The following is a 14,447-nucleotide window of genomic DNA, read 5'->3' as shown; positions in this document are numbered from 1 at the left end:
GGTGCCGGTCATGAGAATGTCACGCGCCGGAGGTCGCAATTGGTGGCGGTTGGTGATAGAGGCCGCGCCATCGAAGGCCAAAGGCGCACGCCATGACCGAGGATTCGCTTCCAGAACGTACCAGCCTTTACCGGTTCATCATGCGCCGCGTGGGGGATCCCTGGGTCAGCGAAGACCTGGTGCAGGAAACCTTCATCCGTCTGTTCACCTACCGGCTGAAAAGCACGGTGGGCGACAGCGCCGCCCTATGCTTCCGCATCGCCCAGAATCTGGTGCGCGATCATTTCCGCGCCAGCCGCCGGGCGTCCACCGAGGAGTTGGGCAACGACCTGCCCTGCGAAGCGCCCCGGGCGGAAGAGGTGATCATGCATCGTCAGCGCGTCGCCGCCTTTCAACGGGCGCTGGATGCCATGCCGCCCCTGCGCCGCGAGGTCTTCGTCCGCCGCCGGCTGAAAGGGGAAAGCCTGCGCGACATCGCCCAGACGCTGGACATCAGCGAGGCGGCGGCTGAAAAGCATGTGGTGCGCGCCTTGGAATGGCTGCACCAGGAGATGTCCCGCAGTGAGCGCGCCCGCCCCCGCGCCACGCGGCAGGAGGAATTGCCGTGATGGCCGAGCGTCGCGTTGTCTGGAACCCCAGCCCGGTGGAAGAGGCGGCCCGCTGGGCGCTGCGCCGTGCCGACGCGCCCCTGACGCCCGAGGAGGAAGCCGCCTTCCAGGCCTGGCTGGCGGCCGACCCTGGCCATCGCGACAGCTATCAGGCGCTGCACGCCACCCTGGAGGACCCCGCCCTGGCCGAGGCGATGGCCGGGCTGAACGCCGCGCCGCGCGCAGCCCGCCGGCCCGCGTCCCGTGCAGTCCCCCGGACGATCCCCCGGGCGCGGCGCCTGCTGCCCGGCCTGGCCCTGGCGGCCTGCGCCGCGTTGGCGCTGATTGTCGTCTGGCCCAACGTCGACCGCTACATGGCGACACCGCTGCGCTATGAGACGGCCGGCGGCCAAGGCCGCACCGTCACCCTGCCCGATGGCACGGCCCTCAACCTCAACGGCGACACGGTGGTTGAGGCGCGCCTGGGCCACGGCCATCGCTGGCTGACCCTGAGCCGGGGGGAGGCCTATTTCGACGTGGCGCATGACAGCGACCGGCCCTTCGAAATCGAGGCTGGCGGCCGCGCCGCCATCACCGTGCTGGGCACCGCCTTCGACGTCGACCTGACGCGCGACGTGGTGGAACTGTCGGTTTACCGCGGCCGAGTGCGCTTCACCGCCGCCGGCGCCGGCACGGGCCGGGAATTGACGGCTGGCCAGCGCGCCGCCGTGCACAACGGCCAGCTCCAGTCCCTGGCGGACTTCAACCCCGCCGCCGAGGACTGGCGCCAAGGCTGGCTGGAGACGGAGGGCATCACCCTGGGCCGCTTGGCGGAAAGGTTGAGCCGCCGCAGCGCGCTGCCCATCGTGCTGACCGACAGCCGCCTGGCGACGCGGCAGATCTCCGGCCGCTTCCGCCTGGATAATCCCGCGCGGCTGCTGGCCACGCTGGGCCGGGTGCATGGCTTCACCGTGGACCGGCAGGCCGACCGGCTGCTGCTGGTTCCCGCGGCCTGAGCCCCGAGCCCCGTCTTATAAGCTTCATAAAATTCGATGTCCGGTTTCCGGACCGCCGGTCGTCTTCCGGCCCGAGGTCGCGTCCACGGGGGGACGTGGCCACGGGATTTGGGGACAAGAATGAAGAACCTGGACACGCCGCTCAATCGCGCCCTGCGCCGCCTGCGCGCATCGGCCTCCGCCCTGGCCCTGGCCACGGCCGCCCTCACCGCCACGGCGCCGGCCGCCCCGGCGGCGCAAAACGTGACGCAGTTCACCATCGCCGCCGGCGACCTGCGTGCCGCCCTCAACGCCTTTTCCCGCGCCACCGGCATGCAGGTGCTGGCCGACCCGGTGCTGCTGGACGGCAAGCGCACCGGCGGCCTCACCGGCGCCTTCAGCACGCCGGACGCGCTGGACCGCCTGCTGGCCGGTACCGGGCTGGACTACACGCTGGATGGCGACAGCGTCGTGCTGAAGGTCGGGGCCGCCAAGGCCGCGACCGCCGCCCCGGCGGCGACGGCCGCCAGCAGCCTGGCGACCGCCGACGCCAGCCCGCTGGAAGAGATCATCGTCACCGGCTTCGCCGGCAGCGTCACCCGCGCCTTGGACACCAAGCGCCAGGCGGACAACGTGGTGGACGCCATCTCGGCGGAGGATATCGGCAAGTTCCCCAGCCAGAACGTGGCCGAGGCCATGCAGCACATCCCGGGCGTCACCATCTCCCGCGACCGGGGCGAGGGCCTGTTCGTTCGCATCCGCGGCCTGGGGCCCGATTTCGAGGTCACCACCCTGAACGGCCGCAGCATGGCGGTGAACGAGAACGTGCGCGACAGCGGCCAGTCGGGGCGCAACTTCCGCTTCGATACCCTGCCGTCGGAGCTGGTGTCGGGCATCGAGGTGGTGAAAAGCCCCCTGGCCAGCCAGGATGAGGGCGCCATCGGCGGCCTGGTGAACATCCGCACCTTTCGCCCCCTGGAGTTGGGCGACCTGACCTTCACCGGTTCCGCCAGCGGCAGCTATGCCCAGCTGGCCGACGCCGCCGATCCCCACGTCTCCGGTCTGACCAGCTGGAACAACGACGCCAGGACCTTCGGCGTCCTGCTGGCCGCCGTGTATGACGAGCGCACGGTGCGCCAGGATCGCGTGCTGGGCAGCAACTGGACCCTTTACCCCAACGGCATCGACACGAACGGCGACGGCAAGGCCGACAGCGGCGCGGTCATCGATGCCAGCGGCGTGCGCCCGACCCTGGAGATGCAGCACAGCCGCCGGGTGGGCATGAACGCGGCGGCGCAATGGGCGCCGAACGACAATCTGGAAGTCGGGCTGGACGTGCTGTTCACCCGGCTGAACATGCACTACGACGAGAAGACCTACTCCGCCGACTGGACCATATCCAAGGCGGTGCCGGGCAGCGTGTCCATCCGGGATGGCGCTGTCGTGGCGGCGACCGCGCCGGTCAGCGTGCAGATCGGGCGCGAGGAGTCCGACCTGCTGCACACCAACTACCAGGTGGGGCTGAACGGCAAATACCGCATCGCCGGCTGGACCCTGTCGGCCGACGGCGCCTACAACCGAGCCGACAGCGGCACGCCCACGCCCATCCGCCGGTCCCGCATCCTGGGGTCCGCCGGCCAGGTCAGCTTCAGCATGCCGTCGTCGGACGATGGCGTGCCCAGCCTGAACTATCTGACCGCCGACCTGAACTCCATCACCCTGCTGCCGGGCCGCCGCCTGGAATGGCGTACCGAGAACGCCAAGGACACGGAAGGCGCCATCCAGTTCGACGCGGCGCATGAACTGGACTGGGGCCCCTTTTCCAAAATCCAGATGGGCGCCAAGTACCGCGATCGGGGCCGCGACTACGACCGCCGCGACCTGACCATCACCCAGAACATCGCCGGCCAGTACTTCCCCGCCAGCTATTACGACAGCTTCCCGGTCAGCGGCTTCCTGGCCGACGCCTCCGGCACCCTGCCCCGCACCTGGCTGGTGCCGGACACCAACGCCTTCTACAGCCGCATGGACCCTGCTGTGGTGAACCAGCCGCTGACGGCCGCCGATCAGCGCAATTCCTACAAGGTGACGGAAACCATCGGCGCCGGCTACGTCATGACCAGCCTGTCCACCACCCTGTTCGGTTTGCCCCTGCGCGGCGACGCCGGCGTGCGCGTCACCAACACCGACCAGACGTCCAGCGGCAGCGCCACCAGCGGCACCAAGGCCATCCCGGTGCGGTACGAGCGCATCTACACCAACGCCCTGCCCTCGGCCAACCTGGTGCTGGAGCTGCAGCCCGACGTGCAGTTGCACCTGGCGGCCTCCAAGGTCATCACCCGGCCGTCGCTGTCCAGCCTGGGCCCGCAGATCACGCTGAACTCCTCCAACACCATCTTCACCGCCAGCGGCGGCAACCCGCAGCTGCGCCCCTACGAGGCCTGGCAGTACGACGCCTCGGCCGAGTGGTACTTCACCCGCAGCAGCGCGCTGATCGCCGACTTCTTCTACAAGGACATCAGTACCTTCACCTTCAACCAGGTGACCCCGCTGGTGGTGGACGGGCAGAGCTATCTGCTCACCGCGCCCGTCAACGGCGGCGGCGCCCATGTCATCGGCGGCGAACTGGCCTATCAGCAGCTGTTCACCTTTCTGCCCGCCCCCTTCGACGGCCTGGGCTTCCTGGCCAACCTCACCATCACCAACTCCGGGGCGACCTACCACGACATCACCACCGGCCGCTTCTTCGAGGCCGACCTGGCCGGCGTGGCCCGCCACAGCTACAACCTGACCGCCTTCTATGAGAAAGGCCCCATCGGCGTGCGCGCCGCCTACAGCTGGACGGGCAACATCCTGAACCAGGTGGGCACCAACGGCCTGTCCTCGGTCAACGATCGGGCCTTCGGCACCCTGGACCTGAACGCGACCTACGCGGTGGACGACCACCTGACGCTGACGGCGGAGGCCATCAACGTCACCGGTGCGGCCCAGAGCCAGTATGTGAACAACGGCATCTTCGCGACCTACACCGACTTCGGCCGCACCTTCCGGTTCGGCGTGCGGGCAAAGTATTGATGCGCGGCAAGGCCCTGCTGCGGGGGCTGGCGGCGGCGATGCTGCTGCTGGCCCTCCCCACCCGGCCGGAGGCGGCCGGGGCGCCGGCGGACCATCTGGAGCGGGTGGTCATCCTCACCCGGCATGGCATCCGCGCCGCCATGTCGGCGCCGGAGGAGCTGGGCCGCTGGACGGCGGAGGCCTGGCCGACCTTCGCCGTGCCGCCGGGGCATCTGACGGCCCACGGCTTCCAGGCGGCCAGCCTGTTCGGCGCCTATTACCGGGAGCATTACCGGGCGTTGGGCCTGCTGCCGGCCGGGGACTGCGCCGCCGCCCAGGTGCACGCCAACCTGCCCCAGCGCACGGTGGAGACGGGGCGGGCGCTGGCCGAACAGCTGTTGCCCGGCTGCCCCGCCCGCGTCGACACCGTGGCGACCAAGGCCGATCCGCTGTTCGACCCGGTGCCGGCAGGGGTCACGCATCTGGATCCCGACCTGGCCCTGGCCGCAGTGCGCGGGCGCATCGGTGACGCCACGGCCTGGACGGCGGCGCATGCCGACACGGTGGAGGCCCTGCAGCGCCTGTTGCTGAACTGCGCCCCGGTGGAGTGCCGCGCGCAGGTCCAGCCCGGCGGCAGGCTGGCCGGCCGCCGGCTGCTGACCGACGTGCCGTCGTCGCTGGATCGGGGCCAAGGCGAGGACTGGCTGAGGCTGCAAAGCCCGCTGGCCACGGCGTCAGGCCTGACGGAAAGCCTGATCATGGCCTATGCTGATGGGGCACCGTTGGACGGCCTGCTGGGTGGGCGGGTGAACCCCGACGCGCTGAACCGCGCCGGGGCCGCGCATGCCGCCGATCTGGACGCCCGGCTGCGCACGCCCTACATCGCCCGCGTGGGCGCCGGGCCGCTCGCCCGGCATCTGGCGGACCTGTTGGCCGGCGACGGCCCCGCCGTCACCGTGCTGGTGGGTCACGACGGCACCCTCCTGCTGCTGGCCGGCCTGCTGCGCCTGGATTGGGTGCTGCCGGGCTATCAGCCCGATCAGGTGCCCCCCGGATCGGCGCTGGTGCTGGAGCGCTGGCGCCGGGCGGACGGCCAAACCGTCATCCGGGCCCGCTTCACGGCGCAAAGCCTGGACCAGCTGCGCGCCCTGAGCCCGCTGACCGAAGCCCAGCCGCCCCTGTCGACACCCGTCTTCATTCCCGGGTGCAGCCAAGCGGGCCCGGCGATGGACTGCCCGGTGGAACAGTTCCGACGGGTGGTGGAAGGCGCCACACGGGACGAATGAGTCACCAATGAAAACGGGGAGCGCCATCACCGCTCCCCGTTCCCCATTTCACTGACTCTGGCGCTCAGTTGCGCACCAGCGGGCGGTACTTGATGCGGTGCGGCTGGTCGGCCGCGGCACCCAGGCGCCGCTTGCGGTCGGCTTCGTAGTCCTGGTAGTTGCCCTCGAACCAGACCACCTGGCTTTCACCCTCGAAGGCCAGGATGTGGGTGGCGATGCGGTCCAGGAACCAGCGATCGTGGCTGATGACCACGGCGCAGCCGGCGAAGCTGACCAGCGCCTCTTCCAGGGCGCGCAGGGTTTCCACGTCCAGGTCGTTGGTCGGTTCGTCGAGCAGCAGGACGTTGGCGCCGGACTTCAGCATCATGGCCAGGTGCACGCGGTTGCGCTCACCACCCGACAGCTGCCCCACCTTCTTCTGCTGGTCGGAGCCACGGAAGTTGAAGGCGGAGACATAGGCGCGGCTGGGCATGGACTTCTTGCCCAGCTCGATGATGTCCAGGCCGCCGGAGATCTCTTCCCACACCGTCTTGTTGGGGTTGAGGGCGTCGCGGCTCTGGTCGACATAGCCCAGCTTCACCGTCTCACCCACCTTGAAGGTGCCGGCGTCCGGCGTGTCCTGGTTGGTGATCATGCGGAACAGGGTAGTCTTGCCGGCGCCGTTGGGGCCGATGATGCCCACGATGCCGCCCGGCGGCAGGCGGAAGGACAGGTCGTCGATCAGCAGGCGGTCGCCGAAGCCCTTCTTCAGGTGATCGGCCTCGATGACCACGTTGCCCAGGCGGGGCGGCACGGGGATGACGATCTGGGTGTCGGTGATCGCCTCCTTCGTGCTCTGGGCCAACAATTCCTCGTAGGCCTGGATACGAGCCTTGGACTTGGCCTGGCGGGCGCGCGGGCTCTGCCGCACCCACTCCAGTTCCTGGGCCAGCTGCTTCTGGCGGGCGTCCTCGGTGCGGCCTTCCTGGGCCAAGCGCTTTTCCTTCTGCTCCAGCCAGCTGGAGTAGTTGCCCTCGTAGGGGATGCCCGAGCCGCGGTCCAGTTCCAGGATCCAGCCGGTGACGTTGTCTAGGAAGTAACGGTCGTGGGTGACCATCACCACCGTGCCCTTGTAGTCGGCCAGGAAGCGCTGCAGCCAGGCGACGCTCTCGGCGTCCAGATGGTTGGTCGGTTCGTCCAGCAGCAGCATGTCGGGCTTGGACAGCAGCAGCTTGCACAGCGCCACGCGGCGCTTCTCACCACCCGACAGCTTGGTCACATCGGCGTCACCCGGAGGGCAGCGCAGGGCGTCCATGGCGATGTCCACGGTGCGCTCGATATCCCAGGCGTCGGCGGCGTCGATCTTCTCCTGCAGCTCCGCCTGCTCGGCGATCAGCGCGTCGAAGTCGGCGTCCGGATCCGCCATGGCGTTGCTGACCTCGTTGAACCGGTCCAGCAGGCCCTTGGTGGCGCCCAGGGCGTCCATGACGTTTTCCTGGACGTTCTTGTTGGGGTCCAGCTGCGGTTCCTGCGGCAGGTAGCCGACGGACACGCCGTCGGCGGCCCAGGCCTCGCCGTTGTAGTCCTTGTCCAGACCGGCCATGATCTTCAGCAGGGTGGACTTACCCGAGCCGTTCACGCCCAGCACGCCGATCTTGGCGCCGGGGTAGAAGCTCAGCCAGATGTTCTCGAAAACCTTGCGGCCGCCGGGGTAGACCTTGGTCACACCCTTCATCACATAAACATATTGGTACGACGCCATGGGCTGTCTCTTCACAAAGGGTGGCAACAAGGGCAGGGTCGCAACCCAGCCGGCGACGCCTTTTACCCCACCATCCCACCCGCGCGCAACGCGGGCGGCACGCATTCGAAAGCCTTAAACCCTATGCTGGAGATCTATGTCGACGCCGACGCCTGCCCCGTGAAGGAAGAGGTGTTCAAGGTGGCGGAACGCTATCAGCTGAAGACCTACCTGGTCTCCAACGGCCCGCTGCGGGTACCGCCCGGCGGCCTGGTGCAGCTGGTGGTGGTCAGCGACGGGTTCGACGCCGCCGACGATTGGATCGCCACCCATTGCGGCGTCGGCGACATCGTCATCACCGCCGACATCCCCCTGGCCGACCGCAGCCTTAAGGCCGGCAGCAGGGTCATCGGCCCCACCGGGCGCCCCTTCACCCCGCAATCCATCGGCACGGCCATCGCCACCCGCGCCCTGATGAGCGACCTGCGCGCCATGGGCGTGGTCCAGGGCGGCAACGCCCCCATGGCCAAGCGCGACAAGTCGCAGTTCCTGCAGGCCCTGGACCAGGCGGTGAACGCCGTCAAGAAGATGGGTAAATAAGCTCGACACTCGATCGCATGTCACAGCCTGGTCACAGGGCATCCCTTCCCCTGCCCCTTTCCCGCCCCAATGGCTGCCCACGCTGATGCTGACGTACAGCGTGGGCCTTGTTGGGGCCGCAGCGATTGGAGGGTTTGGGCATGCAACATGGTTCCTGGCGCAAATCCGCCGTGCTAGCGGCCACCCTGCTGCCCCTGTGCGCCGCTCTGGCTGGCGGGGTCGCCTTAGCCAACACACAGAAAGGCGTCGGCGCGTTCGAGCGCAAGGATTACCCCACCGCCCTGGCCGACCTCGCGCCCGCCGCCGACAAGGGCGATGCCGAGGCTCAAACTTATCTCGGCTGGATGTATGAAAAGGGGCTGGGCGTGCCGGTGGATTACGCCCGCGCCCAGGCCTGGTATCGGAAGGCGGCCGATAAGGGCCACGCCCACGCCCTGAACAACTTGGGCTCCCTCTACTATCTGGGCAACGGTGTTCCGAAGGACGCGGCCAAGGGCATCAGCCTGTTCCGCAAGGCCGCCAAGAAGGGCGACGCCCAGGCCCAGATGAACCTGGCGATGATCTATTATCTTGGTCAGGACGCGCCCAAGGATGATGCGGAGGCCGCCCACTGGGCCCGCGCCGCCGCCCGCCAGGGCAACCCGCACGCCCAGACCCTGCTGGCCCGCCTCTACGACACCGGCGCCGGACTGCCGCGCAACCCCGTGCTGGCCTACACCCTGACCATGCTGTCCGGCGACAACCCCGACGCCCAGGCCCTGCGCACCCGCCTGGACGGTGAACTGACGACCGCCCAAAAGGCGGAGGCGCAGACCCTGGCCAAGTCCTGGCAGCCGGGCCAACCGCTGCCGACGGCGACGCGGACGTGAGACGCCCGCCATTGTCCCGCCTTAGTTGTTTAACATTCTTCCCTAACACGCCTGGTAACGGGCGAATGGAGGGGAATGTCAGATGGGGAACAACAGGGTGGGGTGGCCGTGCGCGTCGCGCGCCTTAATCGTGGCGGCGTGGGCCGTCGCCGGACTGACCATGGCGGTGGGACCAGCCGGTGCCGCGACAATGCAGGCCGACACGCCACCGACATCCGGCATGCCAGCCGTACAACCCGCCGCAACATCCACACTGGACCAGGGTATCGCGGCCTTTGAGGCGGGGAAAGAGACCGAAGCCGTGGCCCTGCTGACGCCGCTGGCGGAAAAGGGCGACGCCGAGGCGCAAACTTATCTCGGCTGGATTTATGAGGAACCGCCGGTGAAGATCGAGCCGGCCTCGGGCCAGGGCGCGCCGCCCCCGTTCCTCCATGACAACGCCAAGGCCCGCGCCTGGTATGAGGAGGCCGCCGCGCAGGGCCAAGCCCATGCCCTGAACAACCTGGGCTCGCTCTATTTCCTGGGGCGCGGCGTGCCGGAAGACCAGGCAAGGGGCATCACCTTGTTCCGGCAGGCGGCGGCCAAGGGTGACCTGCAGGCCCAGGACAACCTGACCATGATCTACTACAACGGCGTGGGCGTGGCGAAGGACACCCAGGCGGCGCTGATGTGGTGCGAGCGCGCCGCCACTCAAGGCGATCCCGAAGCCCTGCGTTTCCTGGCCGTCCAGACCCTGGCCGGCGAGGGCGCGCCGCACGACCCGACACGGGCCTACATCCTGGTGCTGCTGAGCCCCAGCGATGACCCCGACATCGCCAAGATGCGGGCCGCGCTGGAACAGCAACTGCCGGCCAACGTCCAGCAACGTTCCCATGAGCTGGCCGCCGCCTGGCACCCTGGCCAGCCTCTGCCCACGGCGGATCAGACCAGAGGCGCCATACATCCGCTGTGACGCCGCGCCGGAATGAGAAAAGGGCCGCATCCCGGCAGGGATGCGGCCCTTCACTTTACTCAGACAGTCGGTCGCCTCAGGCGGCCGGCTGTTCCGTCGAGACGTCCGCCGGCAGGGCCGGATCCTCGCCCGCCTGCAAGGCGGAGAGTTCGCGGTCGCGCTCGGCGGCGATCTGCTTCAGGCGGTTCACGACACTGCCGGTACCGGCCGGGATCAGACGGCCGACGATGACGTTTTCCTTCAGGCCTTCCAGGTTGTCCGACTTGCCCTGGACGGCGGCTTCCGTCAGGACGCGGGTCGTTTCCTGGAACGAGGCGGCCGAGATGAAGGAACGCGTCTGCAGGCTGGCCTTGGTGATGCCCTGCAGCACCGGACGGCCGCGGGCGAACCGCAGACCACCCTCGCCTTCGTCCATGCGGGCCTGAACCTTGCGGTTCTCGGCCTCGAACTCGGCGCGGTCGACCTGTTCGGCGATCAGCAGCGTGGTGTCACCCGGCTCGTCGATCTCGACCTTCTGCAGCATCTGGCGAACGATCACCTCGATGTGCTTGTCGTTGATCTTCACGCCCTGCAGACGATAGACGTCCTGGATTTCGTTGGTGAGGTAGGAGGCCAGAGCCTCCACGCCCATAACGGCCAGGATGTCGTGCGGGACGGGGTTGCCGTCCATCAGCAGGTCGCCCTTCTGGACATAGTCACCCTCCTGCACGGAGATGTGCTTGCCCTTCGGGATCAGGTACTCACGCGGCGTCTCGTTCTCGTCGTTGGGGACGACGACGATGCGGCGCTTCGTCTTGTAGTCCTTGCCGAACTCAACCCGTCCGTCGATGTCCGAGATGATGGCGAAGTCCTTGGGACGACGGGCTTCGAACAGCTCGGCCACGCGCGGCAGACCGCCGGTGATGTCACGCGTCTTGGAGCTTTCACGCGGGATACGGGCCAGCACGTCACCGGCCTTCACATGCGCGCCGTTCTCCACCGACAGGATGGCGTCCACGCTCAGGTAGTAGCGGGCTTCCACGCCGTTCGGCAGCTTGATGACATCGCCGTTGGCGTCGCGCAGGGTCACGCGGGGGCGGAGATCCGCACCGCGCGGCTGCTGGCGCCAATCGACCACCACCTTGGACGAGATGCCGGTGGCCTCGTCGACCACCTCGCGCATGGACACGCCCTCGACCAGGTCGACGTAGTTGGCGACACCCTCCCGCTCGGTGATGATCGGCAGGGTGTAGGGGTCCCACTCCGCCAGGCGATCGCCCTTCTTCACCAGCACGCCGTCCTCGACCAGCAGCTTGTTCAGCTTGGCGCCGTAGGGGACGCGGTGACGGGCGCGCTCGCGGCCCTGGCTGTCGAACAGCGCCAGTTCCACGTTGCGGCCCATGATGACGGGAACGCCCTCGCCGTTCAGAACCATGTTGCGGTTCTTCACGACGACCTTGGCGTCAAGGCTGCTGTCCACGGACGACTGCTCGGCACCACGCTGGGCCGCACCGCCGATGTGGAAGGTACGCATCGTCAGCTGCGTGCCGGGCTCACCGATCGACTGCGCGGCGATGACGCCGACGGCCTCACCGATGTTCACGGTGGTGCCGCGGGCCAGGTCGCGGCCATAGCAGCAACCGCAGACACCCTCGCGGGTCTCGCAGGTCAGCACCGAGCGGATCAGCACGGTGTCGATGCCGGCGCGCTCGATCAGCTCCACGGCCTGCTCGTCGATCAGGCCGGCGGCCGGAACGAGAACCTTGCCGCTCAGCGGATCGACCACGTCAACCGAGGCGCAACGGCCCAGGATGCGTTCCGACAGGGGCGAGATGACCTCGCCGCCGTCGATGACGGCGCGCATGGTCAGGCCCTTGGTGGTGCCGCAATCGTTTTCCACGACGATGGCGTCCTGGGCGACGTCGACCAGACGACGCGTCAGGTAACCGGAGTTCGCCGTCTTCAAGGCGGTATCGGCCAGACCCTTACGGGCGCCGTGGGTGGAGTTGAAGTACTCCAGCACGGTCAGGCCTTCCTTGAAGTTGGAAATGATGGGCGTCTCGATGATCTCGCCCGAGGGCTTGGCCATCAGGCCGCGCATGCCGGCCAGCTGCTTGATCTGGGCGGCGGAGCCACGGGCACCGGAGTGCGCCATCATGTACACCGAGTTGACGCCCACGCCGGGGCGCGGCTGCTCGATGACCTTCATCATGGCGCCGGCGACCTTTTCGGTCGTTTCCGACCAGACGTCGACCACCTTGTTGTACTTTTCGCCCTGGGTAATCAGGCCGTCCAGGTACTGCTGCTCGTACTCCTTGACGCGCTCCTGCGCCTCATGGATCAGCGTCTCCTTCTCGGCCGGGATGACCATGTCATCCTTGCCGAAGGAGATGCCGGCGCGGCAGGCGTGGCTGAAGCCCAGCTTCATCAGGCGGTCGGCGAAAATCACCGTCTCCTTCTGACCGCAATGGCGGTAGACGGCGTCGATGATGTTGCCCACGTCCTTCTTGGTCAGCAGCCGGTTGATCATCGAGAAGCCGATGGCCGGGTGACGGGGAAGGATTTCCGACAGCAGCATGCGGCCGGGGGTGCTCTCCACGCGGGTGATGATGGGGTTACCATCCTGGTCCACGGTGTGGTAGCGGGCCTTCACCTTGGAGTGCAGGGTGACGACCTTGGCCGCGAGCGCCTGCTCGATCTCGCCGATGTCGGTGAAGGCCATGCCCTCGCCCACGGAGCCCGGCAGTTCCATCGTGATGTAGTACAGGCCCAGGACGATGTCCTGGCTGGGCACGATGATGGGCTTGCCGTTGGCGGGCGACAGGATGTTGTTGGTCGACATCATCAGGACGCGCGCTTCCAGCTGGGCCTCAAGGCTCAGCGGAACGTGCACGGCCATCTGGTCACCGTCGAAGTCCGCGTTGAAGGCGGTGCAGACCAGCGGGTGCAGCTGGATGGCCTTGCCTTCGATCAGGGTCGGCTCGAAGGCCTGGATGCCCAGGCGGTGCAGCGTGGGCGCCCGGTTCAGCATGACCGGATGCTCGCGGATGACCTCTTCCAGGATGTCCCAGACCTCGGGCCGCTCCTTCTCCACCATGCGCTTGGCCGCCTTGATGGTGGAGGCCATGCCGTACAGTTCCAGCTTGGCGTAGATGAAAGGCTTGAACAGCTCCAGCGCCATCTTCTTGGGCAGGCCGCACTGGTGCAGCTTCAGCTCCGGGCCCACCACGATGACCGAACGGCCGGAGTAGTCGACGCGCTTGCCCAGCAGGTTCTGACGGAAGCGGCCCTGCTTGCCCTTCAGCATGTCGCTGATGGACTTCAGCGGACGCTTGTTGGCGCCGGTGATGACGCGGCCGCGGCGGCCGTTGTCAAACAGGGCGTCGACGGCCTCCTGCAGCATGCGCTTCTCGTTGCGCACGATGATGTCCGGCGCGCGCAGCTCGATCAGCCGCTTCAGGCGGTTGTTACGGTTGATGACGCGGCGGTACAGGTCGTTCAGGTCGGACGTGGCGAAACGGCCGCCGTCCAGCGGGACCAGCGGGCGCAGTTCCGGCGGAATGACCGGGACGACGTCCAGGATCATCCATTCCGGACGCGAGCCGGATTCCAGGAAGGCTTCGATGAGCTTCAGGCGCTTGACCAGCTTCTTGCGCTTGGCCTCGCTGGAAGTCTCCTTCAGCTCCTCGCGGACGGTCTTCATCTCCTCTTCCATGTCGATGGCGGAGAGAAGGACCTTGATGGCCTCGGCGCCGATGGACGCGGTGAAGGCGTCCTCGCCGTACTCGTCCTGGGCCTGGATGTACTCCTCCTCCGACAAAAGCTGGTGCAGCTTCAGCGGGGTCAGGCCGGGCTCGGTGACGACGTAGTTTTCGAAGTACAGGACCCGTTCCAGATCCTTCAGCGTCATGTCCATGAGCAGGCCGATGCGGCTCGGCAGGCTCTTCAGGAACCAGATGTGGGCGACGGGCGAGGCCAGTTCGATATGGCCCATGCGCTCACGCCGGACCTTGGCCAGCGTCACCTCGACGCCGCACTTCTCGCAGATGATGCCGCGGTACTTCATGCGCTTGTACTTGCCGCACAAGCACTCGTAGTCCTTGATCGGGCCGAAGATGCGGGCGCAGAACAGGCCGTCGCGCTCCGGCTTGAAGGTACGGTAGTTGATGGTCTCGGGCTTCTTGATCTCGCCGAACGACCACGACCGGATGCGCTCAGGGCTGGCGATCGAGATGCGGATCTGATCGAAGCTCTGCGGCCCCTGCACCTGGCCGATAATGTTCATCAACTCATTCATAAGCCGTCTCCCCTGGGAAGGGCTGGGAATTCAATTGGCTGCGAACCGGGACGGACGAGCGCCCCCGGGGGAATCCCCCCGAGGGCGCCGCCCAAGCTCAACCGGTGA

10 protein-coding genes are annotated in these 14,447 nt (G+C 67.7%); 7 read left to right on the top strand and 3 right to left on the bottom strand.

Features of this window, described 5'->3' with window-relative positions:
* The first annotated feature begins 92 nt into the window (after nt 1–92).
* The 4 genes from Y958_RS04130 (at nt 93) to Y958_RS04115 (ending at nt 5,922) form a co-directional block, all read left to right on the top strand.
* Nucleotides 93–608: an RNA polymerase sigma factor gene (locus Y958_RS04130; protein WP_088871009.1), complete on the top strand. Its 516-nt coding sequence runs from the start codon at nt 93–95 to the stop codon at nt 606–608.
* Nucleotides 608–1,603 carry a FecR family protein gene (locus Y958_RS04125; protein WP_088871008.1) on the top strand — a complete coding sequence of 332 codons (996 nt, stop codon included), beginning with the start codon at nt 608–610 and terminating at the stop codon, nt 1,601–1,603. The genes Y958_RS04130 and Y958_RS04125 overlap by 1 nt, the downstream gene beginning before the upstream one ends.
* 120 nt (nt 1,604–1,723) lie before the next feature.
* Entirely contained in the window at nt 1,724–4,657 is a 2,934-nt protein-coding gene (locus Y958_RS04120; RefSeq protein ID WP_088871007.1) for a TonB-dependent receptor, read from the top strand.
* Nucleotides 4,657–5,922 (top strand): histidine-type phosphatase, encoded by a 1,266-nt coding sequence (locus Y958_RS04115; RefSeq protein ID WP_211098525.1) that lies wholly within the window; start codon nt 4,657–4,659, stop codon nt 5,920–5,922. Before Y958_RS04120 ends, Y958_RS04115 begins: the two co-directional genes overlap by 1 nt.
* Before the next feature lie 64 nt (nt 5,923–5,986).
* Here the strand turns inward: Y958_RS04115 and ettA are convergent, their stop codons facing one another.
* Nucleotides 5,987–7,663, bottom strand: a complete 1,677-nt coding sequence (gene ettA, locus Y958_RS04110) for an energy-dependent translational throttle protein EttA (RefSeq protein WP_088871006.1) — start codon at nt 7,661–7,663, stop codon at nt 5,987–5,989.
* Between the two features lie 126 nt (nt 7,664–7,789).
* Here ettA and Y958_RS04105 point away from each other — a divergent pair, with 126 nt between their 5' ends.
* Together Y958_RS04105 and Y958_RS04100 are read left to right on the top strand one after the other, a co-directional pair.
* Nucleotides 7,790–8,242, top strand: a complete 453-nt coding sequence (locus tag Y958_RS04105) for a YaiI/YqxD family protein (RefSeq protein ID WP_198924897.1) — start codon at nt 7,790–7,792, stop codon at nt 8,240–8,242.
* 140 nt (nt 8,243–8,382) lie between these two features.
* Nucleotides 8,383–9,111 (top strand): tetratricopeptide repeat protein, encoded by a 729-nt coding sequence (locus tag Y958_RS04100; protein ID WP_088871005.1) that lies wholly within the window; start codon nt 8,383–8,385, stop codon nt 9,109–9,111.
* A gap of 78 nt (nt 9,112–9,189) precedes the next feature.
* Here Y958_RS04100 and Y958_RS31830 read toward each other — a convergent pair whose 3' ends face one another.
* Nucleotides 9,190–9,333 (bottom strand): hypothetical protein, encoded by a 144-nt coding sequence (locus Y958_RS31830; protein ID WP_186291251.1) that lies wholly within the window; start codon nt 9,331–9,333, stop codon nt 9,190–9,192.
* Between Y958_RS31830 and Y958_RS04095 the strand changes: the two genes are divergently transcribed.
* Nucleotides 9,332–10,063: a tetratricopeptide repeat protein gene (locus Y958_RS04095; protein WP_186291250.1), complete on the top strand. Its 732-nt coding sequence runs from the start codon at nt 9,332–9,334 to the stop codon at nt 10,061–10,063. The genes Y958_RS31830 and Y958_RS04095 overlap by 2 nt on opposite strands.
* 76 nt (nt 10,064–10,139) lie before the next feature.
* Here Y958_RS04095 and rpoC read toward each other — a convergent pair whose 3' ends face one another.
* Nucleotides 10,140–14,339, bottom strand: a complete 4,200-nt coding sequence (gene rpoC / locus Y958_RS04090; RefSeq protein WP_088871003.1) for a DNA-directed RNA polymerase subunit beta' — start codon at nt 14,337–14,339, stop codon at nt 10,140–10,142.
* Between the last annotated feature and the right edge of the window lie 108 nt (nt 14,340–14,447).

Source organism: Nitrospirillum viridazoti CBAmc (assembly GCF_000730165.1).
Classification (GTDB): domain Bacteria; phylum Pseudomonadota; class Alphaproteobacteria; order Azospirillales; family Azospirillaceae; genus Nitrospirillum; species Nitrospirillum viridazoti.
Note: the sequence above shows the minus strand (reverse complement) of the source record. Positions and strands in the feature narration are given on the sequence as shown.